The 25771-nt window shown below is 61.0% G+C and carries 16 protein-coding genes, 3 tRNA genes and 1 riboswitch; of the genes, 3 read left to right on the forward strand and 16 right to left on the reverse strand.

Features of this window, described 5'->3' with window-relative positions; genetic code table 11:
• Window positions 1–126: 126 nt before the first annotated feature.
• Window positions 127–639: a cell envelope protein SmpA gene (locus LIS66_RS20020; protein WP_227972893.1), complete on the forward strand. Its 513-nt coding sequence runs from the start codon at window positions 127–129 to the stop codon at window positions 637–639.
• 19 nt (window positions 640–658) lie between these two features.
• Here the strand turns inward: LIS66_RS20020 and LIS66_RS20025 are convergent.
• The 7 genes from LIS66_RS20025 to ltaE form a co-directional block, all read right to left on the reverse strand.
• Window positions 659–735 (reverse strand) — tRNA-Arg (locus LIS66_RS20025).
• 72 nt (window positions 736–807) lie between these two features.
• Window positions 808–884, reverse strand: a tRNA-Arg gene (locus tag LIS66_RS20030).
• A gap of 107 nt (window positions 885–991) precedes the next feature.
• Window positions 992–1082 (reverse strand) — tRNA-Ser (locus LIS66_RS20035).
• A gap of 62 nt (window positions 1083–1144) precedes the next feature.
• Complete coding sequence (csrA, locus tag LIS66_RS20040; RefSeq protein ID WP_002554426.1) at window positions 1145–1333, reverse strand: carbon storage regulator CsrA; 189 nt, start codon at window positions 1331–1333, stop codon at window positions 1145–1147.
• A gap of 187 nt (window positions 1334–1520) precedes the next feature.
• A complete protein-coding gene (locus tag LIS66_RS20045) occupies window positions 1521–2762 on the reverse strand; it encodes an aspartate kinase (protein WP_016773595.1) in 1242 nt (413 codons plus the stop codon).
• Between the two features lie 90 nt (window positions 2763–2852).
• The gene (alaS, locus tag LIS66_RS20050; protein ID WP_042607198.1) at window positions 2853–5468 is read right to left on the reverse strand and encodes an alanine--tRNA ligase; all 2616 of its coding nucleotides are present in this window, start codon (window positions 5466–5468) and stop codon (window positions 2853–2855) included.
• 146 nt (window positions 5469–5614) lie between these two features.
• Window positions 5615–6619, reverse strand: a complete 1005-nt coding sequence (ltaE, locus tag LIS66_RS20055; protein WP_227972894.1) for a low-specificity L-threonine aldolase — start codon at window positions 6617–6619, stop codon at window positions 5615–5617.
• Window positions 6620–6878: 259 nt separating this feature from the next.
• Window positions 6879–7049, forward strand: a riboswitch (FMN riboswitch).
• Between the two features lie 103 nt (window positions 7050–7152).
• On the opposite strand from ltaE, the gene LIS66_RS20060 reads away from it, so the two are divergent.
• Window positions 7153–7662, forward strand: a complete 510-nt coding sequence (locus tag LIS66_RS20060) for a 6,7-dimethyl-8-ribityllumazine synthase (protein ID WP_016773593.1) — start codon at window positions 7153–7155, stop codon at window positions 7660–7662.
• Between the two features lie 161 nt (window positions 7663–7823).
• On the opposite strand, the gene astE is transcribed toward LIS66_RS20060, so the two are convergent.
• From astE to LIS66_RS20095, 7 genes are all read right to left on the reverse strand, one after another.
• Window positions 7824–8831 (reverse strand): succinylglutamate desuccinylase, encoded by a 1008-nt coding sequence (gene astE, locus LIS66_RS20065; RefSeq protein WP_227972895.1) that lies wholly within the window; start codon window positions 8829–8831, stop codon window positions 7824–7826.
• A gap of 12 nt (window positions 8832–8843) precedes the next feature.
• A complete protein-coding gene (locus LIS66_RS20070; protein WP_016773591.1) occupies window positions 8844–9134 on the reverse strand; it encodes a hypothetical protein in 291 nt (96 codons plus the stop codon).
• 57 nt (window positions 9135–9191) lie between these two features.
• Window positions 9192–10538: an N-succinylarginine dihydrolase gene (astB, locus tag LIS66_RS20075; RefSeq protein WP_042607201.1), complete on the reverse strand. Its 1347-nt coding sequence runs from the start codon at window positions 10536–10538 to the stop codon at window positions 9192–9194.
• A gap of 138 nt (window positions 10539–10676) precedes the next feature.
• Complete coding sequence (gene astD, locus LIS66_RS20080; RefSeq protein ID WP_227974538.1) at window positions 10677–12146, reverse strand: succinylglutamate-semialdehyde dehydrogenase; 1470 nt, start codon at window positions 12144–12146, stop codon at window positions 10677–10679.
• Window positions 12143–13168 carry an arginine N-succinyltransferase gene (gene astA, locus LIS66_RS20085; RefSeq protein WP_024014014.1) on the reverse strand — a complete coding sequence of 342 codons (1026 nt, stop codon included), beginning with the start codon at window positions 13166–13168 and terminating at the stop codon, window positions 12143–12145. The genes astD and astA overlap by 4 nt, the downstream gene beginning before the upstream one ends.
• Before the next feature lie 51 nt (window positions 13169–13219).
• Window positions 13220–14239 (reverse strand): arginine/ornithine succinyltransferase subunit alpha, encoded by a 1020-nt coding sequence (gene aruF / locus LIS66_RS20090; RefSeq protein WP_024014015.1) that lies wholly within the window; start codon window positions 14237–14239, stop codon window positions 13220–13222.
• A 202-nt stretch (window positions 14240–14441) separates the two neighbouring features.
• On the reverse strand, window positions 14442–15662 hold the full coding sequence (locus tag LIS66_RS20095; protein WP_227972896.1) for an aspartate aminotransferase family protein: 1221 nt from the start codon (window positions 15660–15662) through the stop codon (window positions 14442–14444).
• Window positions 15663–15965: 303 nt separating this feature from the next.
• On the opposite strand from LIS66_RS20095, the gene LIS66_RS20100 reads away from it, so the two are divergent.
• Entirely contained in the window at window positions 15966–23744 is a 7779-nt protein-coding gene (locus LIS66_RS20100) for a dermonecrotic toxin domain-containing protein (RefSeq protein WP_227972897.1), read from the forward strand.
• A 7-nt stretch (window positions 23745–23751) separates the two neighbouring features.
• Here the strand turns inward: LIS66_RS20100 and argR are convergent, their stop codons facing one another.
• Together argR and LIS66_RS20110 are read right to left on the reverse strand one after the other, a co-directional pair.
• Window positions 23752–24732 (reverse strand): transcriptional regulator ArgR, encoded by a 981-nt coding sequence (gene argR, locus LIS66_RS20105; protein ID WP_042607205.1) that lies wholly within the window; start codon window positions 24730–24732, stop codon window positions 23752–23754.
• 249 nt (window positions 24733–24981) lie between these two features.
• A complete protein-coding gene (locus LIS66_RS20110) occupies window positions 24982–25746 on the reverse strand; it encodes an ABC transporter ATP-binding protein (RefSeq protein WP_042607206.1) in 765 nt (254 codons plus the stop codon).
• Window positions 25747–25771: the final 25 nt, after the last annotated feature.

Genomic DNA, 25771 nt, shown 5'->3' on the forward strand with positions numbered 1-25771 from the left:
TGCGAAACAAACCTGAGCGCCTTCCTGACCCGTGCAAATGCGACGACTCATCTTGAAAAGAAAACACACCGACAATGGAAAAAGCAGCGACTACCCTTGAGCGTAGATCGTCATGGAGGACATCGAATGCCAGCAAAACCCGCGCTTTTTCTACTGACCGCTCTGCTCCACCTCACGCCTTCCGAGGCCACCACACTTCATCGTTGCCAGGCCGCTGACGGTGGCGTCACATTTACATCGATGAGCTGCGCTGCCGACGAACAGCTGTCGCTTCAGGAGGTTCATCCTTATTCCCCCGGCTGGGTCGCAATCATGCCGGAGTTCAATCACGAAGCCGTGAACGGCATGAAAGACAGCGGACGCGAACCGGGCATCATCGGCGGCACTGAACATAAATGTGGAAACCTGATCGATAACAGGCAGCGGCGCGAAGCGATCATCAACCGGCGAGTCATTGTCGGCATGAGCCAGCGGGATGTCGAAAGCGCGCTGGGCAAGCCGGACAAGATCAATACGCGTACGTCGACCACAAGCTATCGTTACGACCTCAAGCGAGGGCGCAGTGCTCAAATTGATTTTGATGAAAGAGGCTGCGTGAAGGGAAAAGCCAAATCCCGGACAGCAAAAAGCCCGCGTTAAACGCGGGCTTCTTGGTATATGGTGCACTCGACAGGATTCGAACCTGTGACCGCTCGGTTCGTAGCCGAGTACTCTATCCAGCTGAGCTACGAGTGCATTTTGTGTTTTTAAACCAGACCACAACTGGCTGAAACCGAGTTACTCACCTTACAGCAAATAACTCTTAAATGGTGCACTCGACAGGATTCGAACCTGTGACCGCTCGGTTCGTAGCCGAGTACTCTATCCAGCTGAGCTACGAGTGCATTTGTTGCCGCGCATTATAGGCCGTCTAATCTCTATGTCAAACACTTTTTCTAGTAATTTCAACAACTTACAGAAGAAGCCAGATTACGACGTACTAAGCAAATAATGGCGGAGAACGGGGGATTCGAACCCCCGACACCCTTTTGAGGTGTACTCCCTTAGCAGGGGAGCGCCTTCGGCCACTCGGCCAGCTCTCCGCAACACGGGGCGTATATTAACCAGCTTCTTCCCCGTTTGCAAACATAAAAATCGATAAAAATTAATGGCTTGGTTCTTCGTCCTTCTCTTTCTTTATACGCAGGTAAATTTCCTCACGGTGCACCGCAACCTCTTTCGGAGCGTTGACGCCGATACGCACCTGGTTTCCTTTGACGCCGAGCACGGTCACGGTGATTTCGCCGTCACCGATAATCAGGCTTTCCGCGCACCGACGAGTCAGAATCAGCATACCTTTCTCCTTACGCCATTCATTTCAGGGACAACAGTCTGCAAAAAAAAGGCACCCGACCTACAACCGCAGCGATCGTAGCCCTACATGCCTGAGTATTGACCAGCGCGAGCAAAAGAACAGTTCAGGGCCCGCGCCATTCAAAAAATAAAGGGCGCGGTCAGACCGCGCCCTTCACAGAATCGGATTACTCGCCCTGACGGGCCGGAGCATCCAGTTCGAAAGCCGTGTGCAGCGCGCGCACGGCCAGTTCCAGGTACTTCTCTTCGATCACTACGGAAACCTTGATTTCCGACGTCGAGATCATCTGGATGTTGATGCTTTCTTTCGCCAGGGATTCGAACATGCGGCTGGCCACGCCTGCGTGGGAACGCATGCCGACGCCGACGATCGAAACCTTGGCGATTTTGGTGTCGCCAACCACTTCACGGGCACCGATCTCACGAGCGGTGTTTTCCAGCACGGTCTGTGCGGCCTGGTAGTCGTTGCGGTGCACGGTGAAGGTGAAGTCGGTGGTGTTATCGTGCGCGACGTTCTGCACGATCATGTCGACTTCGATGTTCGCGGCACTGATCGGGCCGAGAATCTTGAACGCCACACCCGGGGTGTCTGGCACGCCACGGATGGTCAGCTTGGCTTCATCGCGGTTGAAAGCGATGCCGGAAATGATCGGCTGTTCCATGGTTTCCTCTTCATCAATAGTAATGAGGGTGCCCGGACCCTCCTTGAAGCTGTGCAGTACGCGCAGCGGTACGTTGTACTTGCCGGCGAATTCCACCGCACGGATCTGCAGCACCTTGGAACCGAGGCTGGCCATTTCCAGCATCTCTTCAAAGGTGATCTTGTCCAGACGCTGAGCAACCGGCACCACACGCGGGTCGGTGGTGTAGACACCGTCGACGTCGGTGTAGATCTGGCATTCATCCGCCTTCAAGGCTGCCGCCAGCGCCACGCCAGTGGTATCGGAACCGCCACGCCCGAGGGTGGTGATGTTGCCGTGCTCGTCGACGCCCTGGAAACCGGCGACAACCACCACGCGACCGGCCTTCAGATCACCGCGAATCTTCTGGTCATCAATCTGCAAGATACGCGCTTTATTGTGCGCACTGTCGGTCAGGATCCGCACCTGATTACCGGTGTACGACACCGCCGGCACACCGCGCTTGATCAGCGCCATGGCCAACAGGGCAATCGTCACCTGCTCACCGGTGGAAACGATCACGTCCAGCTCGCGCGGAACCGGTTGCGCCTCGCCACTGATTTGCTTGGCCAGATCGATCAGACGGTTGGTTTCGCCGCTCATTGCAGACAGCACAACCACCAGGTCATCGCCGGCATCGCGGAATTTCTTAACCTTGTCGGCGACCTGCTCGATTCTCTCGACAGTGCCGACCGAGGTGCCTCCAAATTTCTGTACGATCAAAGCCATTTCAAAGCCGCCTCTGCCCATGAAGGGCGCCCAATAATCTTTCCAACAGTCGCCGGGGCCGCCACTGGACTGCGGGCCCGGCGAGCCGTCTTATAAAGCCTGCTCGACGAATGGAACGGTCAGCGCCAGTGCGCCATCCAGCGCTGCGGCATCGACGCCACCGCCCTGCGCCATGTCCGGACGACCACCGCCCTTCCCGCCCACTGCCGCAGCGGCCTGTTTCATCAAATCACCGGCTTTGAGTTGGCCAGTCAGGTCCTTGGTTACGCCTGCAACCAGTACGACCTTTTCCTCATGGACACCGCCGAGCAGGATCACTGCGCGGCCGAGTTTGTTTTTCAGCTGATCGACCAGCGCCAGCAGCGCCTTGCCATCCTGACCGTCCAGACGGGCGGCCAGCACCTTCACATCCTTGACGTCCACCGCCGAGGCCGACAGATCGTCGCCCGCAGCGCTGGCAGCCTTGGCCTGCAACTGCTCGAGTTGTTTCTCCAGCAGACGGTTGCGCTCAAGTACCGCCGAGAGCTTGTCGATCAGGTTGTCGCGGCTGCCCTTGACGAGGCTGGCCGCTTCCTTGAGTTGTTCTTCCGCCGCGTTCAAGTAGGCCAGTGCTGCAGCACCGGTAACTGCCTCGATACGACGCACGCCCGATGCCACACCGCCTTCGCTGATGATTTTCAGCAGGCCGATGTCGCCGGTACGGTTGGCGTGGATACCGCCGCACAGTTCGACGGAGAAGTCGCCCATGCTCAGCACGCGCACGCTGTCGCCGTACTTCTCGCCGAACAGCGCCATGGCGCCTTTGTTCTTCGCGGTTTCGATATCGGTTTCTTCGGTTTCAACCGCGGAGTTCTTGCGAATCTCGGCGTTGACGATGTCTTCCAGCTGCTTGATCTGCTCTGGCTTGATCGCTTCAAAGTGACTGAAGTCGAAACGCAGGCGCTGACTGTCGACCAACGAGCCTTTCTGCTGCACGTGCTCGCCCAGCACCTGACGCAGGGCGGCGTGGAGCAAGTGGGTGGCCGAGTGGTTCAGCGCGGTGGCGTGACGCACTTCGGCATCGACGTGGGTTTGCACCGGCGCGCCAATGGTCAGGCTGCCCGAGGCCAGCACGCCGTGGTGGAGGAACGCGCCGCCGGTCTTGGTGGTATCACGAACGTCAAAACGGCTGTCGCCGGCCTGAATGAAACCGCAGTCGCCGATCTGGCCACCGGACTCGGCGTAGAACGGCGTCTGGTTGAGCACGATCACCCCCTCCTGACCTTCGCTCAGCACGTCGACCGACTGACCATCCTTATAGATGGCGACGATTTTTGCCGAACCACTGGTGGCGGCGTATCCGGTGAATTCGGTGGCTACATCAACCTTGACCAGGGTGTTGTAGTCCAGACCGAACGAGCTGGCCGAACGTGCACGAACGCGCTGGGCTTCCATCTCGCGCTCGAAGCCGACTTCGTCGACGGTCAGGCCGCGTTCGCGAGCGATGTCGGCGGTCAGGTCCATCGGGAAACCGTAGGTGTCGTAGAGTTTGAACACCACGTCGCCCGGCACCACGGTGCCTTTGAGCTCGGCCAGATCCTGCTCGAGGATTTTCAGGCCGTGCTCCAGGGTCTTGGAGAACTGCTCCTCTTCAGCCTTGAGCACGCGCTCGATGTTGCCTTGCTGCTTCTTCAGTTCCGGGAAGGCTTCGCCCATCTCGGCGACCAGCGCCGCGACGATCTTGTAGAAGAAGCTGCCGCTGGCGCCGAGCTTGTTGCCGTGACGGCAGGCGCGACGGATGATCCGGCGCAGCACGTAACCGCGACCTTCGTTGGACGGCAGCACGCCGTCGGCGATCAGGAAGCCGCAGGAACGAATGTGGTCGGATACGACCTTGAGCGACGACTGATCGCCGTTTTCGCAGCCGATCGCTTGCGCCGAAGCCTTCAGCAGGTTCTTGAACAGGTCGATGTCATAGTTGGAATTGACGTGCTGCATCACCGCACTGATCCGCTCCAGGCCCATGCCGGTGTCCACCGACGGCGCTGGCAACGGATGCAACACGCCATCGGCGGTGCGGTTGAACTGCATGAACACGTTGTTCCAGATCTCGATGTAGCGGTCGCCATCTTCTTCCGGCGAGCCCGGCGGGCCGCCCCAGATGTGCTCGCCGTGATCGTAGAAGATCTCGGTGCACGGGCCGCACGGGCCGGTATCGCCCATGGTCCAGAAGTTGTCGGAGGCGTAAGGCGCGCCCTTGTTGTCGCCGATGCGGATCATGCGCTCGGCCGGTACACCGATTTTCTGTGTCCAGATGTCATACGCTTCGTCGTCGGTGGCGTAGACGGTGACCCAGAGCTTTTCCTTCGGCAGCTTGAGCACGCCGGTGAGGAAGGTCCAGGCAAAGGTAATCGCGTCGTGCTTGAAGTAGTCGCCGAAGCTGAAGTTGCCGAGCATTTCGAAGAACGTGTGGTGACGCGCGGTATAACCGACGTTTTCCAGGTCACTGTTCTTGCCGCCGGCGCGCACGCATTTCTGGCTGCTGGTGGCACGGGTGTACGCACGTTTTTCCTGGCCCAGGAAGCAGTCCTTGAACTGGTTCATCCCCGCGTTGGTGAACAGCAGGGTTGGGTCGTTGCCCGGAATCAAAGAGCTGGAGGCTACACGGGTGTGGCCTTGCTCTTCGAAGAAGCGAAGGAAGGCTTCACGGATTTCTGCGCTTTTCATTAGGTTCTTCCACGGAGGCTGCGGCCAAAGGCCTGTTCGAAACGTCGTGAGACGAAGCGACGGCAAAGGGCCGCATTATATCGGCCCTGCGCGCGGGGTACAGCGTGTTTATACGATAGAAACGGTCAATTGGACGGCTAACGCTGTCACTTGCGCGAAAACTCGACGAATGTCGCGATCACTTGCTCGATTTGCGCGCGGCTGACGTCCATGTGCGTGACCATGCGCAACCGTGCGGCGGCGCTGAGCTTGATCCCGCGTTCGCCGGCAAAGGCCTTGAGCGCTTGAGCCTTGTCGCCCATTTGCACATAAACCATGTTGGTTTGCACGGGTTCGACGACGAAACCGGCCTCACGCAGACCATCGGCGAGCACTTGCGCGTTGGCGTGATCGTCGGCCAGCCGTTCAACATGGTGATCCAGCGCATACAACCCAGCCGCCGCCAGCAAACCGGCCTGACGCATCCCGCCGCCGACCATTTTGCGCAAACGCCGCGCCTTGCCGATCAACAGTTCGGAGCCGCACAGCACCGAGCCGACCGGCGCACCGAGGCCCTTGGACAGACACACCGACACCGAATCGAAATGCTGGGTGATCTCGCGGGCATCGACGCCGAGTCTGACCGCTGCGTTGTACAGCCGCGCACCGTCGAGGTGCAATTGCAGGCCGTGATCCTGCGTAAAGCGTCGGGCGCGCGCCAGATATTCCAGCGGCAGCACCTTGCCCTGCATGGTGTTTTCCAGCGCCAGCAGGCGTGTGCGGGCGAAATGGAAGTCGTCAGGTTTGATCGCCGCCGCGACCTGATCCAGATCCAGCGACCCGTCGGCCTGCACTTCCAGCGGCTGCGGCTGGATCGAGCCAAGCACCGCCGCCCCGCCACCCTCGTACTTATAGGTGTGTGCCTGCTGACCGACGATGTACTCGTCGCCGCGCTCGCAATGGGCCATCAAGCCGAGCAGATTACTCATGGTGCCGGTGGGCACGAACAACGCAGCGGCGAAGCCCAGGCGTTTGGCCAGTTCGGCTTCGAGGCGATTGACCGTCGGATCTTCGCCGTACACATCGTCTCCGGTGTCCGCTGCGGTCATCGCTTCGAGCATGGCGGGAGTCGGTTGGGTAACGGTGTCGCTGCGAAGATCGATAACGCTCATGAACCTGGCCTCTGGTCAGCAGGGAGAATCCCTTTGTGAAGTGGGATTACTGCGGTCAACGCGCGGATTAATCAAGCCTTGAACAAGGAAAAATCCTTTTCTTCCTAAAGCGCACACCGCCAATGTGGGAGCGAGCCTGCTCGCGAACGCGGAGTAAGAGTCAGCATATTCGTTGAATGTGAAACCGCTTTCGCGAGCAGGCTCGCTCCCACAGGGGTTATGTGTTAAAAATCCTGCGCCGCCCGCCTATGGGCGGCGAAAACGTTCTCAGGGCGGGGTGCAATTCCCCACCGGCGGTAATTGCGCGCAATGCGCATAGCCCGCGAGCGCTTGGCGCTGCACACGACTTGATCGGGTGCGTCGGCAAGGTCAGCAGACCCGGTGTGATTCCGGGGCCGACGGTCATAGTCCGGATGAAGAGAGAACGGGATTGACGCCAAAGGGCCGTCCGCGTGCATTCGTGCCTGCGCTCGCACCCTTGCATCCCTTTCGATTCATAACGCCCTGTTTTTCACACAAACAGGAGTCAGAACATGCAACCCACCGCTATCGACAGCAAAAGCAAACACCCACAGGGCGAGCGCGTCGCGTTCATCCAGGCCTGCTGGCACAAGGAAATCGTCGACCAGAGCCGCAAAGGCTTCGTCGCCGAAATGCTGGTGCAGGGTTATCAGGAATCGGACATCGATTTCTTCGAAGTCGGCGGCGCTTTCGAAATGCCGCTGCACGCCAAGCTGCTGGCCAAGTCCGGCCGTTACGCCGGCATCGTCGCCGCCGCCCTGGTGGTGGACGGTGGCATCTACCGCCACGAGTTTGTTGCGCAATCGGTGGTCAGTGGCCTGATGCAGGTGCAGCTGGAAACCGAAGTGCCGGTGTTCTCGGTGTCGCTGACCCCGCATCACTTTCATTCGGGCGAAGAGCACCAGAAATTCTTTTTCGAACACTTTGTGCACAAGGGCCAGGAAGCGGCGCGGACTTGCGCCGATACGCTGCAGAAGATTCGCGCACTGCGCCGTACGGAGCCGCGGGCGGTAGCGGTCTGATTCCACCCGGCCGGGTGGGGACTCAAGCCCCACCCGAATTTAAATGTGGGAGCGAGCCTGCTCGCGAATGCGGTGTGTCAGCCACCATCATTTTTGGCTGGCAGTCAGCATTCGCGAGCAGGCTCGCTCCCACAGGAATTTGCTCCAGCCGCCAGATTGCGTCAGGCGAGGTTTTCGTCGGTGGTCGGGACGATCAGGATGCCGGCGCGCAGGCCGTTCTTGACCTTGGGATTGGGGAAGATGATCCGCGCGCCCTGCTCTTCGATCACCCAACGGGTATTGGCCAGGTCTTCGGCCAGCACATAACCCGGCTCCAGCTCGGAAAAATTCTCGATGTCCGCCGGCAGGTTCAGGCGGAACGCGTCGCTGTGCTTGATGATTTCCCGCGCCACGCTGAACAGTTGCAAGCCATCCAGCCCTGCTTCTGTCTCCGGCTCATTGCCTTCGATGATCTGCTTCAGGCGGGTTTCCAACAGTGAGACATTGACGCCGTCGTTCTGCCCGAACGGCCGCGCCTTGCCCAGTTCCAGGGTGAAAGCCTCGGCGTCGAGCTTGTCGTAGGTATACGAACTGAAGACGATCGACGGCTTGTTCTGCAACAGCACCGCTTCCATGCCGGCGGCGCGCAGGCGCGCCAGCTCACGACGGGAATGCTGACGCCCTTCCTTCCATGGGTACAAGGCGAACTGCTCGATCTTCGAACCACGAATCGCCGTGTGCAGGTCGTAGTGCAGGCGCTGGCGCTCGGGCTTGCTGAAGAAACTCGCCGCCAGCCGCTCCAGCTCACAGGCGCGCAACGCTTCCGAGCCGCTGCTTTGCTCATGACGACCGTTGAACAGCCGATTGACGTCCTGCTCGACGAAACGCTCACCCTTGCGAATCGCTTCCGGGTTGCCGAACAGGAACAGAATGCGTGCGCGCGGCTTCAGGTCGCCGCGTGCGATGTCGTGCAGCAACCGATCGAGCAACTCGATCGGCGCGGTTTCATTGCCGTGGATACCTGCCGAGAGCAGCAGGTCCTGGCCATTGTCGCGCGCTTCCGGGGGCCGGACTTCCAGCGCCCCTTCGCTCAACCAGCGCATGCGCACGCCTTCGACAGTCAGTTGAGTCTTCTCCGCCGGTTCGCGGCCGGCGAGGGTCAGTTCAAGCAGTTTGCCGAGGGCGAGCATAGAGCGATTTCCTTAGTGGTCGTGGTTGCAATCCGGGCCGTGTACGTGATCCTCGTCAGCGCCGAGGTCAGCCGGTTCCATTTCCAGTTGCAGACTTACCAGATTAGTCGCCAATGGGCGCAGCAGCAGGTTGGCGTACTCTTCGTCACCTTCCTCCACGTCCACGCCGATCAGCAGTTGGCCACGGCCATCCTGCTGGATCCACAGCTCTTTGCCTTGCCACATGACCGCAACGCGGGTGCACGAGGTTTGCAGTTGCGTGCCGTCGGTGTCTTCAAGGATCAGCTGCAGGGAATCGCTCATGTTTTTACTCTCTTGGGGTGACACGCCGCGCGCCGGGTTCAGGCCGCGCGCTGGCGATCAATTGATCTGGAAAGGATAAACCGCGCCCAGTTTAAGGATTTGCGTCAGTTCATCCAGTGCCGTCCGGCATTCAAGCAGCAACTGCGGGTCCGCCAGGTCGGTTTCGCTCAGGCGGTCGCGGTAGTGCTTTTCAACCCATGCGGTCAACGAACCGTACAACGGGGCCGTCATGATAACCCCTGGGTTGACCGCCGCCAGTTCGGTTTCATTCAGCGCCACGCGCAGACGCAGGCATGCCGGGCCACCGCCGTTCTGCATGCTTTGCTTGAGATCGAAGACTTTCACTTCGCGGATCATTCCACCCGAGCTGGTCAAACTCTGCAGATAAGCCCAGACGCGTTCGTTGGCCTGGCATTCCTGCGGCACGATCAGCAGCATCGAACCGTCGGGACGCGACAGCAACTGGCTGTTGAACAGGTAGGAACGCACCGCGTCATCGACGCTGACCGCCGAACGCGGCACGCAAACGGACTGGAAGTTGCCGCCGACCTTGGCCAGTTTGCCTTGCAGTTCGGCGAGCATCTTGTCGGTCTCGAGGAACGCGTCCTCGTGATAGAACAGAACCTCGCCGTTGCCCACAGCGATCACGTCGTTGTGGAACACGCCCTGATCGATGACGTTGGGGTTCTGTTGCGCGTAGACCACGCCTTCGTCACGCAGACCGTGCAGACGCGCGACGGCTTGCGAGGCTTCGAGGGTCTGGCGCGCCGGGTATTTTTGCGGCGCCGGGAAACGGTTGTCGAACGCACTGCGACCGAACACGAAAAACTCGACGCCGGCTTCACCGTACTCACGGCAGAAGCGCGTGTGGTTAGCCGCGCCTTCGTCGCCGAATTGCGCTACCGCTGGGAGCGCAGCGTGATGGGCGAAGTGCTGCTGATTGGCGAACATAGCTCCGAGCACGCGACTGGTGGTCGGGTGTTCGATGCTGCGGTGGTATTTGCAATTGAGGTTGGCGGCGGTGAAGTGCACGCGGCCGTCGGCAGTGTCGGCACTCGGGCTGACCGTGGCGGCGTTGGCCACCCACATGCTCGACGCCGAGCAGCTGGCGACCAGCAGCGGCATCGCTTCTTTGGCGGCCCGCTCGATCACCTGCGCATCGGTGCCGCTGAAGCCCAGACGGCGCAGCGCGGCCACGTCGGGACGTTCCTGCGGAGCCAGTACGCCTTGCTGAAAGCCCATGTCCATCAGCGCTTTCATTTTCGCCAGACCTTGCAGCGCCGCTTCCTTCGGATTCGAGGATTGCTGACTGTTGCTCTGCGAGGCGACGTTGCCGTAGGACAGACCACCGTAGTTATGGGTCGGCCCCACTAGACCGTCAAAATTGACTTCATAGGATTTCATCAGCGAGGCTCCACGAGAATCTGTTGTTATAGGCTTCAGTAACTATTCTTTGCGACCGAGGCGCGGCCTTCGCGAGCAGGCTCGCTCCCACAGGAAAATGCATTCCAATGTGGGAGCGAGCCTGCTCGCGAATGGGCATCACGCCATTTTCACGCCAGGCGTCAGGGCCGATGGCAACACCAGGCTCGGGGTTTCCAGCGATGCCACCGGGTACGCGCAGTAGTCCGCTGCGTAATAGGCGCTGGCGCGGTGGTTGCCCGAGGCACCGACGCCGCCGAATGGCGCGCTGCTGGCGGCGCCGGTCAGCTGTTTGTTCCAGTTGACGATGCCGGCGCGGCTTTCCAGCCAGAACTGCTGGTAACGCGCTTCGGAATCCGAGAGCAAACCGGCGGCCAGCCCATAAGCGGTGTTGTTGGCTTCAGTGATCGCCGCAGCGAAATCGGCGTAGCGGATCACTTGCAGCAACGGCCCGAACAGTTCTTCGTCCGGACGCTCAGCGACTGCCGTTACATCGACGATGCCCGGGGTCAGCAAGGCCGACTGCGCCTGCGGCTGAGTCATTTCCAGCAGCGCCACCGCGCCGTTGGCCAGCAGTTGTTCCTGCGCATCCATCAGCGCTTTCGCCGCGCCGAGGGAAATCACCGAACCCATGAACGGCGCCGGTTGCTGATCGAACGCACCGACTTCGATGGTCGCGCTGACTTCTACCAGACGCTTGAGCAGGCTGTCGCCCCACGCGCCTTCTGGCACCAGCAGACGCCGGGCGCAGGTGCAGCGCTGACCGGCGGAAATGAATGCCGACTGAATGATGGTGTACACCGCCGCATTCAGATCGGCGACCTGATCGACCACCAGCGGGTTGTTGCCGCCCATTTCCAACGCAAGAATCTTGTCCGGGCGACCGGCAAATTGCTGATGCAGATGATTGCCGGTGCGGCTGGAACCGGTGAAGAACAGACCGTCGATGCCCGGGTTCGCCGCCAGAGCGATACCGGTTTCCCGCGCGCCTTGCAGCAGGTTCAGCACGCCTGCCGGCAGACCGGCTTCGATCCAGCACTTGACCGTCAGCTCGGCGACTTTCGGTGTCAGTTCGCTGGGTTTGAACAGCACGCTGTTACCGGCCAGCAGCGCCGGCACGATATGACCGTTGGGCAAGTGACCGGGGAAGTTGTAAGGACCGAACACCGCGACCACGCCGTGGGGCTTGTGGCGCAATACGGCGGTAGCGTCACCCAGCGGGCCGCTCTTCTCGCCGGTACGCTCGCGGTAGCTCTGCACCGAGATGGCGATCTTGTTGACCATGCTGGTGACTTCAGTCGCGGACTCCCACAGCGGCTTGCCGGTTTCTTCACCGATGGTGCGAGCCAGTTCGTCAGCGTGGTTTTTCAGCGACGCGGCGAAAGCCTCGAGCACGCTGATGCGCTCTTCGAGCGTGCGACGTGCCCATTGAGGAAAGGCCTGACGGGCAGCCTGCACCGCCGACTCGACCTGCGCGGCCGTCGCGCCCTCACCCGCCCACAGCACTTGCTGGGTCACCGGGTTCAGCGACTGAAAGGCTTCGCCCTGACCGGCCAGCCACTCACCTGCGATGTATAGCGAATTCATTATTTCGACTCCCGTGCAGCGGACAGCGCCACGGCGCGAACCTGATCGCCGGCGCTGAGTTGAAGACGTTTTGCGGTCTGCGGATCGACCACCAGGGTGCCCGCTGCCAGACGCGCTGGCGCGGCAGTGATGCGGCAATCCTCGCGCTTGCGGTTGTGGATGATGAAGGGTGTGGCGTCATCACCCGGCGTGCCCACGGCCAACACCAGCGCTTCGCTGTCACGCACTGCGCGGATCTTGCTGGTTTCGCATTCGATGGCCGGGCCGGCGTCGAAGATGTCGACGTAACCCTGGTAGCTGAAGCCTTCGCTCTTGAGCATGGCCAGCGCCGGCTCGGTATCCGGGTGTACCTGGCCGATGACATTGCGCGCGTCCGGCGAGAGGAAGCAGGTGTACAGCGGGAATTTCGGCATCAGTTCGGCGATGAATGCCTTGTTGCCGACGCCGGTCAGGTAATCGGCCTGGCTGAATTCCATCTTGAAGAAATGCCGGCCAAGGCTCTCCCAGAACGGCGAGCGCCCGGCGTCGTCGGACACGCCGCGCATTTCGGCGATGATCTTGTTGCCGAACAGCTCCGGGAACTCGGCGATGAACAGCATGCGTGCCTTGGACAGCATGCGGCCGTTCAGTCCGTTGCGGTAATCGGCGTGCAGGAACAGCGAGCACAGCTCGGAATTGCCGGTCAGGTCGTTGGCCAGAAACAGCGTCGGAATTTCGCGATAGATGTTCAGCTCTTGCGACGCGCTGACGGTCAGACCGACGCGGAAATTGTACCAGGGCTCACGCAGGCCGACCGCTCCGGCGATGGCGGAAATGCCCACCACGCGGCCGTCGTCGTCTTCGAGCACGAACAGGTAGTCCGCATCGCCACGCCCGGCTTCGCCGCGAAAGGTCTTCTCGGCCCAGCCGACCCGGTGGGTCAGGCGCTCTTCGTTGGCCGGCAAAGTGGTCAGGCCGGTGCCGGTGCTGCGGGCCAGGTCGATCAGCGCGGATAAATCGCTGCTGCGTACGGGACGAACAATCATGCTATCTCCTCAAACGGGCCGCTCGCGCCACCCGTGAAACTCGCTAAGGCGTTAAACCGCCACCAGGCGCACGCTGGCACCTTCACCGACGCCCAGGGCTTCGGCCGCTTCCATATCCAGCGTCACCGGTTTGCCCGGCGCGTAATCCAGCTCCAGCAACACCGCGCGGTAATCCTGCAACTGCGCATTGGCCACAAGGTACTGACGCCCGGCGCCTTTGACCGGCTCGCCGATCTTCACCGGCACCACGCGGCTCTGCGCGATTGAACGGATCCCGGAAACCCGCGCATGCAGGGTCGGGCCGCCGTCGAAGATGTCGATGTAGTGATCGGTCTCGAAGCCTTCGCGCATCAGGATGTCGAAGGTGATCTGCGCCCGCGGGTGCACCTGACCCATCGCCTCTTGCGCGGAGTCCGGCAGCAGCGGCACGTAGATCGGATAATGCGGCATCAGCTCGGCGAGGAAGGTGCGGCTTTTCAGCCCGCACAGACGCTCGGCTTCGGCGTAGTTGAGGTCGAAGAAGTTGCGCCCGATCGCATCCCAGAACGGCGAGTCGCCATTCTCGTCGCTGTAACCGACGATCTCGGTCACCACCGAATCGGCAAAACGCTCCGGGTGACTGGCGACGAACAGCAGACGGCCACGGGAATTGAGCTCGGCCCACGGCGACCCGACCAGCTCGCGCTGCACGTAGAAACTGGTCAGCAAGCTGTTGCCGGTCAGGTCGTGGCACTGCGAGAGCACGTGGATCTTGTTGTGAATCTTCAGCTCGCGGGAGGCATGCACGAACGTCTCGTTGCGGAAGCTGTAGAACGGCTCGGAGTAACCGGCCGAAGCGACGATGGCCGAGCAGCCGACCAGTTTGCCGGTGCTCGAGTCTTCGAGGACGAAGAAGTAACTCTCTTCACCGTTGAAGCTCACTTCGGCGGCGAACGATGCTTCGCTCGCGGCGATCTTGTCGCTCAGACGTTCAACGTCATCCGGCAAGGAAGTGACACCAATCGGGCTGTCCGCAGCCAGACGCTGTACCTCGCCCAGATCAGCCATTTGCGCGGGGCGCATCACCAGCATGGTGTCACTCCTTTCTCTTCAATATTCACAGAAAAAAACACCGGACCTTGTAGGAGTGAGCCTGCTCGCGATAGCAGTCTGTCAGAACCCGATGAGTCGACTGACAAACCGCTATCGCGAGCAGGCTCACTCCTACAGTGAACATGCCCGGTATCAAAAATTGGCTTCGGCACCTGAAAAACTCCAGGCGCCGAAAGGTCCATCAGGCTTGCGTCAACTTCGCCGCAGCGCGTTCGAAGCGGTCCAGACCGGCATCGATATCGGCGTCTTCCACCACCAGACTCGGGGCGAAACGGATCACGTCCGGGCCAGCCTGGAGAATCATCAGGCCTTCCTGTTCGGCGGCGTTGAAGATGTCCTTGGCCTTGCCTTTCCAGGCGTCGCTCAGCACGCAACCGATCAGCAGACCGAGACCACGCACCTGAGTGAACAGGCCGTATTTCTCGCCGATCTGTTGCAGGCGGGTCTTGAACTTGTCGTGCTTGGCGTTCACGCCGTTCAACACTTCAGGAGTGTTGATCACGTCGATCACTGCCTCAGCGACAGCGCAGGCCAACGGGTTGCCGCCGTACGTGGTGCCGTGAGTGCCGACCACCAGATGTTTGGCCAGCGCTTCGGTGGTCAGCATCGCCGCGATCGGGAAACCACCGCCCAGGCTCTTGGCGCTGGTGAGGATGTCCGGGGTCACGCCGTAATGCTGGTAGGCGAACAGCTTGCCGCTGCGGCCCATGCCGGTCTGCACTTCGTCGAACACCAGCAGCGCGTTGTTCGCATCGCACAGTTCGCGGGCAGCTTGCAGGTATTCAAGCTCGGCCGGCAGCACGCCGCCCTCGCCCTGGATCGGCTCGAGCACGACCGCGCAGGTCTTCTCGGACACCGCGGCTTTCAGCGCGGCCAAGTCGTTGTAGGGAACGTGGGTGATACCGGTGATTTTCGGGCCGAAACCGTCGGAGTATTTCGACTGACCACCGACGTTGACGGTGAACAGGGTACGGCCGTGGAAGCTGTTCAGCGCGGCGATGATTTCGTATTTCTCCGTGCCGAAACGGTCGAATGCAACGCGACGGGCCAGCTTGAACGCGGCCTCGTTGGCTTCAGCGCCGGAGTTGCAGAAGAACACGCGCTCGGCGAACGTGGCGTCGATCAGCTTGTGCGCCAGGCGCAGGGCCGGCTCGTTGGTGAACACGTTGGAGACGTGCCACAGCTTGTTCGCCTGTTCGGTCAACGCGCCGACCAGCGCCGGGTGCGCGTGGCCCAATACGTTGACGGCAATCCCGCCGGCGAAGTCGATCAGCTCGCGGCCGGCCTGATCCCAGACCCGGGAACCGGCGCCACGCACCGGAATGAAAGCGGCAGGCGCGTAGTTGGGAACCATTACCTGGTCGAAATCGGCGCGTTGTACCGCAGCGTGCTCAACGGACATCGGAGTCTCCTGAAGAGGAACACCCGCCTGGAACTGGCGAGCGATGGGGGGATTGTAAGGACAGTTTGGTGCCCGGCCTTGTCGCCAAGCGACAACTTCTTATAGCGCAAACCCCGGATTTTCCCGGGTTTACGGCAATGCGACATATAGCGTCGCAAAGGCGCAGTTTACCGGGCACGGCCGATTTGCGGGAGGCCGCGCAGAATACCAAGTCAGCCTCGCGAAAGAGATATGAATATGTACCGCACGGCAGGCGCTTGCTGCTGATTTGCTGAGGGTTCTTATCACGGCCAAGGAATGCTCATGCACCTGTCTGATCGACACTTACCGACAACCTCGAGCAAGACGCCCGATCCCCAACATCCGGACGAGCATTATCAACCACTGAAAAACGCGATTCCCCAGTGGCTCGGCAACACCTCCGCCTCCCGGCGCCAGGCACTGAAAAACAGCACTGCGCAAATGCCGGAGACACTCAGGCTCGCTGCCACCGAACAGCACGCTGTGCTGAAAGACCTCACTGCAACAAGTATCACCGCGCACAGCCAGGTGGACAAAAGCCTGGAACATCTGCAGGACGCCGCCGCTTTCGCCGAGCCGTTGCTCAAGGCGGAACTGAAAAAATGCTTCGATCTCGATCTGGACGTCAGAGGCACCTTCGTGCGCCTGTACATCCCCGTGACGACGCCATGGTTTGCCATCAGCACGGGCGCCCGCGTCTGGACGGTATCGTTGCTGGATGCCGCGCTGCATAACTTCGAGGACCGGGAAACCCACGAAAACGCTTTCGAAGCGGCATCGACCTACACCACTGCGCCCTCCCCAGGCGGGCAGTTCGAGCCACTGCCGCAGATCAAGGCCAGACTCAGTATTGCGGCCTTCACCCAACTGTGTCGCCGCCTGGACATCGGTGCGCAGTACAAAGCCAGCCTGGAAAACAATCTCGGTTACTCCGATCCGATGGTCGCGACGGTGTTACGCGGCAAACTGGACGCCAGCGAGAAAGCTGCGATGAAAGCCGCGCTGCAATGGGCGCGGATGAACCGTGACGTATCGGAGAATCACTTTCGTCTGGTCGACGCCATTCTCGACGGCATGACCGGCATTTACATCAACGGTGCACCGGTGCTGCGCCATGACATGACCATGCTTTGTGCGCCGCTTACCGGCATCGTCGTGTTCGCTGCGGATCTGTACGTGACACGCGACGCTGCACGCGTCGTGGCCTATGTACCGAACGACCCCGAGCATCCGTTCAAGGAATACGCGTCGCCAGCTGAAATGCTCGTCGAGCTGACGCGCCAGTTGCGGTCAACGGAGTACCAGCAATTCTTCAGCCGCTTCGTCAATCACGAACAACGGGGCTACTTCTTCAGCACACTCAACAGCCGCCTGAGCGAAATCAAATGGCACCCGCACGAGCCCGGCAGCGCCCTGCCCGCCTGGCGAGAAGCACCTGTGGAACGGCCCGATCTGCAGAGCGCGCTCGTGCCGTTCTACGACGACCTGTGGCAGCACTTGCACCAGGCCAAACTGAACAAGGTCTTCAACGATGCCCGAGTCATCGCCGTCCCGACGGCCTGGGTCGACCAACGCGCGCGCTGGGCGTTCTGGGATTCGGTGGTCAATATCCTTTCCAGCATCGTCCAAAGCGCTGCCTTGATCGTCGCGCCATTCGTGCCGGTGCTGGGCGAGGCGATGATGGCGTACATGGCTTATCAGATGCTCGACGAAACCTTCGAGGGCATCGTCGAGTGGGCACAGGGTCGCAACACCGAAGCCATCGGGCACCTGATGGACACCGTCGATTCGATGATTCAGTTGGGCCTTTTCGCGGTGGGCGGGGCGATTGGCGCGGCCGAATTCCGCAAGGTACTGCCCACAGAGGTCGTGGCGTTCATCGACCGCTTCAAACCGGTGAAACTGGCCAAAGGCGAAACCCGCTACTGGCAGCCCGATCTTGAGCGTTACAGGCACCCGCTGCGTCCGCCAGCCGATTCGCAACCCGACGGACTGGGCCTGCATGCCCATCAGGACAAGCAACTGCTGCCCCTCGACGATGCGCATTTTTCAGTGAAACCCGACGAGATGTCCGGGCAGTACCGCATCGAACATCCCACCCGACCCGACGCCTACCAACCGGTGGTCCGCCATAACGGTGAAGGCGCCTGGCACACGGAGCTCGAGCAACCGCTCGAGTGGGACGGCGAAACCGCACTGCGCCGCATCGGCCCGTCGGTCGAGAGCTTTTCGCCGGCCGAGCGGGAAACCATTCTGCAGGTCAGTGGCGCCAGCGAAGACGTTTTGCGCAAGATGCATGTCAATCGGGAAAAGGTCCCGCCGCTGCTGGCCGACAGCATTCAGCGCTTCAGGATCGACCAGCAGCTGCAGCGCTTCATCGATCAGCTTGCCAGCGAAGCGTCTGAAGATTTCTTGCGTGCCGATCCGGTCACCCAGTTGCAATTGCTTGCCGACCACGGCCGTTGGCCGAGCAACAGCCGACTGCGTCTGATCGATCGACAAGGCGAACTGCTCTGGCAATCCTCTGCAGACGAAAGCCTGCCCCTGACAGAGCTGCAGCAGGATCGCCTGGTCGGTGGCGACCTGCTCAAATCCTTGCTCGCGGTCCTCGATGAAGCGCAGATCAAGGCGCTGCTGGCTGAACCCTTTGCGCTGACGCCATCACTGGACGTTCGCAGCCAGACCCTGCGCAAGCAACTGGTCGGCCTCGCGAAAACCCACAGAAACACATTGTTCGAATCGCGCTACCAGGCGCTGCAACCCATCGACGACCCACTGGCACAGCCGCTCCAGGCGCAAGCCCCCGACCTGCCGGTCAGCATCACCCGCGAACTGCTCGACACCGCCACCGGCGGCGAACTGTTACAGCTCGACCAGGGCCAGGTCCCGCCGCGCCAGCAGGAGCTGCTGCAACTGGCCCGCCAGGAAGTGCGCGTCGCCCGCGCCTACGAAGGGCTGCAGCTCGGTTCAGTGAGCAATCCCGATTCCGATGCCCTCGCCCTGCATAGCCTCAAACTGTTGCCCGGCTGGAGCGGCGATGTGCGCATCGAAATCCGCGACGGCCGTCACGACGGCCCGGTACTCGACAGCATCGGCCGCGAAGACGCCCCCGAGCAAAAAGTCCTCGTGCGCACCGACGACGGGCGCTATCAACCCTACGATGAGCGCGGCCAGGCACTGCATTCGCTCAGCGATTTCTATTCCGGCCTGCTCCATGCCCTGCCCGACAGCGAGCGCCAGAGTCTCGATCTGCGGATCGATGAGGGACAGGCGCTGAAGGCCGCAATCCGCGAGCGCACGCTGGAACGCAGCGAGCTGCGGGAGGTGCTGGCGGAACATCCGGTCACCCCGCCGAAAATCGATACATTACGCCTGGTGGGTGCCGAGGGTTACCCACGGCTTTCCCGTGCGATCGCGCTGGAGGACGCCCCACAACGCACCCTTGAAGCAGACATACGGGTCCTCTACCCGAGAATGTCGGATCGCCGCATCCAGCACCTGGCGCGGAGCATGCGCGCCAGTCCGTCCGGCGCTCGCGCAGAACTGGTTCGTTTGCAAGATGACTATCTGCAACTGCAGCACGAGCTGCAGGTCTGGGCCAACGACCCGCCCGCCCGACATCCAGAGACGGGTAGCGTGCTCACGGCAATCGAGCGACGCGCGGACATTCGCAACCGGCGATTGCTCAGGGAACAACTGCTCCAGGGCTGGCGACGTGAGAACGTCGTCGGGATCGATCCGCAGGGTGCCGCCTCGGGCCACGCCTTGTTGTTGACCCACGGCATCCTGGACGACTTGCCTGTGCTGTCGGCCGACTTCAGCCACATCACTCTGCTCGCGATCGACGGCAATGCCACGACCGGTTCTCTCGACAGCTTTCTCCACTCTTTCACGCAACTGCAAAGCCTGGATGCGCGCAATCTCAATCTGCCCAGCCTGCCCCAGGCGCTCGGCTCGATGCCGGCGCTGCGCGAATTGAGATTGCGCAATTGCCGAGTCAGCCTGACCACCACGACCCAATCGGTGCTGGCCTCATTACCGCAACTCACCCTGCTCGATCTGCACGGCAATTCGTTGGGCCTGCCTCCCGATCTGCACGCAATGCCCTCGCTGCGTTACGTCAACTTGTCGAACACCGGCCTCTACGCCGTACCGGATGACGTACTCGATCATCCGCGATTGATCTCTGCGCAGTTCGACGGCAACCGGATCACGCGCATCCCCGATGGTTTCTTCAACCTGGCCAGCTCTCTGAGCGATGGCTACACCTTTGCTGACAACCCGTTGTCCACTGCGTCTCGCGAACGGGTAAAAAGCTTTTACAGCCACACCGGCAAACACTTCGGCGTCCGCCCGAAGTCGCAAGACCTGCGACGCACCATCAACCTGTTCCCCAACCTGGATGCCGAGCAGGCCACTCAGGTGTTGTACCGGCTACCCGGCACCTGGGCCGACGCCCGCGCCCAGTTGTCATGCTGGGAGACAGAGCTGAGCCAGATGAACGTCGAACTGGATCAATGGATCGCTCAGGCTTCCATCGCTCCACCTGAATCCGGCACGTCGACGACGTTTGAAGAAGACCCCCGCGAAATCAATGCCAGGCGTTCCTTTGCCCGGCAACTCAAGTTGTTCTGGCGCAGCCGGACCGCGTTCGGCCGCGCTGATGAACTGAGGGCAAATGCCGAGTTCAGCGGCACCATGCCGATACTCAGCGCCAATTTCGACCACGTTTCGCGATTGAACCTGATCGGCAACAGGAACCTCTCCGCCATCGCGCCATTCCTGGAACGTTTCCCCAACCTGACTACCCTGCGCCTAGACGGCTTCGACCTGGACACAACTACACTGGCGGGAGTCAGCCTGCCCGGCCTGAGCGAGCTGGAGCTGAAGAACTGCGGCGTGATCCTGACCCCGGAAAACCAGGCTGCGCTGGTGTCGCTGAACAACCTGCGCAGGCTGGACCTGAGCGACAACCCGCTGGGGACATTTCCCGACCTGAACCTGCTGCCGGAACTGAGGTATATCGACCTGTCCAACAGCGGTCTTAGCGTGGTGCCCGATGGGCTGGCCAGCCACCCGAATCAGCCCATTGCAGTGCTGACCGGCAACCGCATCACCGACCTTCCCGATGCCCTGTTCGACATTCCGGCAACTCGCAGCGACGGCATTTATCTTTCCGACAATCCGCTCTCGGCCGCAGCGCGGGACAAGATCAAAGCCTATTACCGCGTTTATCAAAACGACTTTGAAGTGCCCGCCGACGGCCAGGACATTGCCCTCGCCCGCCAACTGTTTCCCGACCTCGACCAGCAACAGGCCAGCGATATGATTTACGACCTGCCCGGCACCCTGGCGGACAGCCGTATCCAGCTTGATCAATGGCATGCAGAGCTGGAACAGATGCAGCTCGATCTCGCGCAGTGGACAGAGCAGATCACAGCCACCCATCCGGTTACCGGGCAGTTGCTGTCCGCCGCTGAATTACAGGCGCAGACAACTGCGCGAACCGCGTTCAAACAGGCCCTGGAGGCGTTATGGCGACAGCGGTCGAGCGAGACTGCAGCGCGAAGCGGTTTCTTTTCGGCCGACCTGAAATTCTTTGGCGACATGCCCCGGCTGACCGCGGATTTCAGCCACGTTGAAAGCCTGAAGCTGAGCGGAAACGCTGCAATCAGCAACATCGGGACGTTCGTCGAACAATTCCCCAACCTCCAGGCTCTGGAACTGAAAGCCATCGCCCTGAAGGAAATCCCGGCTTTCGTGGCAGGCCTGCGGACGCTCAAGGAACTGCGCCTGCGTCACTGCGCCGTGACGCTCACGAGCGCCGGACAGGATGTACTCGATTCCTTGCCTACCCTCAAGCTTGTGGATCTGAGCGATAACCCGTTGGCCATGGCACCCGATCTGCGGGGCATGCAGGCGCTGGGGGATATCTTCCTGATGAATACCGGCCTGACTGCCCTGCCTGAAGGGATCATCGACCACCCGACACTGCAGAGCGCATACCTCAACGACAACCACATGACTGAACTGCCGCAGGCTTTGTTCACGGCCAGCCCACAGCGTGCCGATGGCATACATCTGACCGGCAACCCGCTGTCCCTCAATGCGCGCGAGCGGATCAAGGCCTACCACGCAGTGCACGGTCGCAACTTCCGGGTCAGGCCCGCCACAGCGGATATAACCTTGGCGCGCCGGCTGTTTCCGCTGCTGGACGACGCTACAGCCAGCGACATGATTTACCGACTCCCCGGTACGTTGCAGGCCGGTACGGGGCAACTGATCCGCTGGGAAGCGGAAATCGCCCGCATGATCAGTGACCTCAACACCTGGCGCGAGCAAGTGCCCGTCAGCAACCCTGCTACAGGACAACCGTGGACGGCCGAAGCGCGGGCGGCGCAACTTGTCGCCAGGCAACAGTTCGGTGAGCGCCTCGAAGAGCTTTGGCGCGGCCGACGCACCCGGGACCTGGCGCTACGCCTGGACAGGTTCGAAACGGAGGCGAAATTTGCCGGCGAATTACCGCAGTTGAGCGCAGATTTCAGCCACATCACTCATCTGCAGATCGCGGGCGATGGCGGCTCAGGCGTTCCGGACGGTTTCCTCAGAAGCTTCAGCGGCTTGAATGGACTGGAACTCAAAGGCTGCAACCTGGGCCGGATGCCGCAGGCGCTGGAGAGCATGCGGTCGCTTGAAACGCTGATGTTGAGCCGCTGCGAGATCACGCTCGATGCGGCCGGGCAAGCGACGTTGTCCACGCTTGTCCGCTTGAAGGCACTGGACCTGTTCGGCAATCCTTTACAGGCCACCCCCGATGTATCGGCGCTGACGGACCTCAGGTTCCTCGATCTGATAAGGACCGGCATCGACGCAGTGCCTGCAGGGCTTGAGCAACTGCCGCAGCTGGGCGCCGCGTTATTGAACGACAACAACATTACCGAGTTGCCGGGAGACCTCGTTCCCTACACCGGTAATGGCGTGGATATCGGCGCCAATCCGCTGTCGGCGGCGTCGAGAGAACGCATCAAAGCGACCTTTCAGACCACAGGCGACAATCTGGGCGTGTGGGGCGAATCAGCTGACTTGAGCCTGATTCAGTCGCTGTACCCCTCGTTGACCGCTTTCGAAGCCAACGACCTGCTGTATCGTCTGCCCGGCACGCTGGCCGACGGTCGCGTCGAGCTGATGCGCCGACAGACCGAAATAACCCGATTGCTGACGCGCCTTGATACCTGGAGCAACGAGACTGCGCACGACCCGGTGCTCCGCACGCCCCTGAAAGGAGAAGCCGCGCGCCGGGAATCGGCCCGCCGAAAACGCTTCAAGGAAAATCTGGAAGCACGTCTGCGGCGCTATCCGAAATCGCCAGGGGACAACGCGTTCGTCTGTGATTTGTCGTTCACTGGAGAGCTGCCGCCATTGTCCGGACGCTTCGACTACATCGAACAGCTGGGGCTGACCAGCACGGCCGCTTCGCCGCCGGACGTCAATCGATTGGTGGAGCTGTTTCCGAAGCTGCGCGGGGTCGACATTCGCAATTATCCGCTAAGGGAAATCCCGCCTGCGATTCTCGGGCTCGATTCACTGGCGAACCTGAGCTTGCCAGACTGCCGCATCACGCTTCCACGGCAAGCCGCAGACGCCATCGCCGGGATGAAAAACCTTCTTTCCCTGGACCTGGGCGACAACCCGCTGGGCAACGTGCCCGACCTGAGCAGACTGGTCAATCTGCGGGTATTGCGTCTGAACAATATCGGGCTGAGCGAAACGCCCAAAGGGCTGTTCGATTTGCCCGGGATTGAGTCGGTGAACCTGGCCGATAACATCATCAGCGAGCTGCCGAGTCAGTTCCCATCCAGTCCCGGCGAGGTGGCGACGCATTACAACTTCAGCGGCAATCCCTTGAACCCGCAGAGTCAACTGCGTCTTGAGACCTACAATGCCGCTCGGCAAATGCGTCTGTTTGAAAAACAGGCAAGTCAGATCGACCTGAATCCAGCGCGCGATGGCAGCGACGAGTCAGAGATTTCCATCGGTGTGGAGTTCAACCGCAACAACTGAACCGCGATCAGCCCCGCTCCGGTGGCATTGACGACAATTCGAACGGGCTGCTGCTGCGCCGCTGGTTGCGATCTTCCCGCGGCGTGGCACCGAAGAAGTTGCGGTAGGCGCTGGAGAAATGCGGCCCCGAGGAGAAGCCGCAGGAGAGGCCGATCTGGATGATCGACTTGCTGGTCTGCATCAACATCTGCCGGGCCTTGTTCAAACGCAGCTCGAGGTAGTACTGGCTCGGCACGCGGTTGAGGTATTGCTTGAAAATCCGCTCCAGTTGCCGACGGGATACGCACACGTGCTGGGCGATTTCGTCGGTGGTCAACGGCTCTTCGATGTTGGCTTCCATCAGCAACACCGCTTGGGTCAGTTTCGGATGGCTGGAGCCGAGGCGATTCTGCAGTGGAATGCGCTGACGCTCACCGCCCTCGCGGATGCGCTCGACCACCAGTTCTTCCGAGACCGCGCCGGCCAGTTCGGCGCCGTGATCACGAGCGAGCACCGCCAGCAACAGATCGAGCACGGACATGCCGCCGCACGCGGTCAGGCGATCGCGATCCCAGTCGAACAAGTGGCTGGTGGCGATAACCTTGGGGAAGCGCTCAGCGAAATCGTCCTGCCAGCGCCAATGCACGGCGGCGCGATACCCGTCGAGCAACCCGAGCTGGGCCAGCGGATAGACACCGGCCGACAGACCACCGATCACGCAACCGGCGCGCACCACTTGCTTGAGCGCACTGCTCAGCGCCGGCGCCAAGGTAGTCGGCGGCTCGTCAGCGAGCAGAAAGAGTTTCTGGAAGTTTTCAAGCTTGCCGGCCCAGGGTTCACCGGGCAATTGCCAGGCACCTTCGGCAGGCGGCTCGGCCTGCAAGAACGACAGTTCGTAAACCACATCCGGGTGCACCCGCTGCGCAACACGCAAGGCCTCCTCCGCCAGCGCCAGCGTCAAGGCTTTAGTGCTGGGCCAAATCAGGAAACCAATTCGATGGGCAGTCATGGGCGGGCAATCCGAAACGAACAACGGTGATGAAGGCATGGGCCAATGCTAGCCCGGAAATGAACACAATTCACAAGACAGCGCAGATCCCTTGTAGGAGTGAGCCTGCTCGCGATAGCGGTGGTTCAGGCAATCATAATGTTGACTGTTACACCGCTATCGCGAGCAGGCTCACTCCTACAGGGAACTTTGTCAGCTCCCGAAGGCTGCGAAGCATGACCTAATCGGGTGCACAACGGCAGCGCTGATTTATTTCAGGCTACCCGACAGGAATTGCTGCAAACGCTCCGACTGCGGGTTGACCAGCACTTCGCGCGGGTTGCCGCTTTCTTCGACGACGCCTTTGTGCAGGAATACCAACTGGTTCGACACTTCACGGGCGAAGCCCATTTCGTGGGTCACGACGACCATGGTGCGGCCTTCCTGCGCCAGCGCCTGCATGACTTTCAGCACGTCGCCGACCAGTTCCGGGTCGAGGGCCGAGGTCGGTTCGTCGAACAGCATCACTTCCGGCTCCATCGCCAGCGCCCGGGCGATCGCCACACGCTGCTGCTCGCCGCCGGACATGTGCCCCGGGAACGCGTCTTTGCGATGGGCCACGCCGACCTTGTTCAGGTAGTGCTCGGCTTTCTCGCGGGCTTCGGCTTTGGACACACCGAGCACATGCACCGGCGCTTCCATGATGTTTTCCAGCGCAGTCATGTGCGACCACAGATTGAAATGCTGGAACACCATCGACAGGCGCGAACGCATGCGCTGCAGCTGCTTCGGGTCGGCGGCTTTCAGCGCGCCGTCCTTGTTCGCCACCAGTTTCAGCTCTTCGTTGTTGAGCAGGATCCTGCCGGCGTGCGGCTGCTCGAGCAGGTTGATGCAGCGCAGGAAAGTACTTTTGCCGGAGCCACTGGAGCCGATGATGCTGATCACATCGCCGGCGGCGGCTTTCAGGGACACGCCCTTGAGCACTTCGTGACTGCCATAGCGTTTATGCAGGTCTTGGACTTCAAGTTTGTACATGCGGTCGGTTCTCACAAAAACAGTC

The organism is Pseudomonas sp. HN2 (assembly GCF_020736465.1).
Lineage (GTDB): Bacteria > Pseudomonadota > Gammaproteobacteria > Pseudomonadales > Pseudomonadaceae > Aquipseudomonas > Aquipseudomonas moraviensis_A.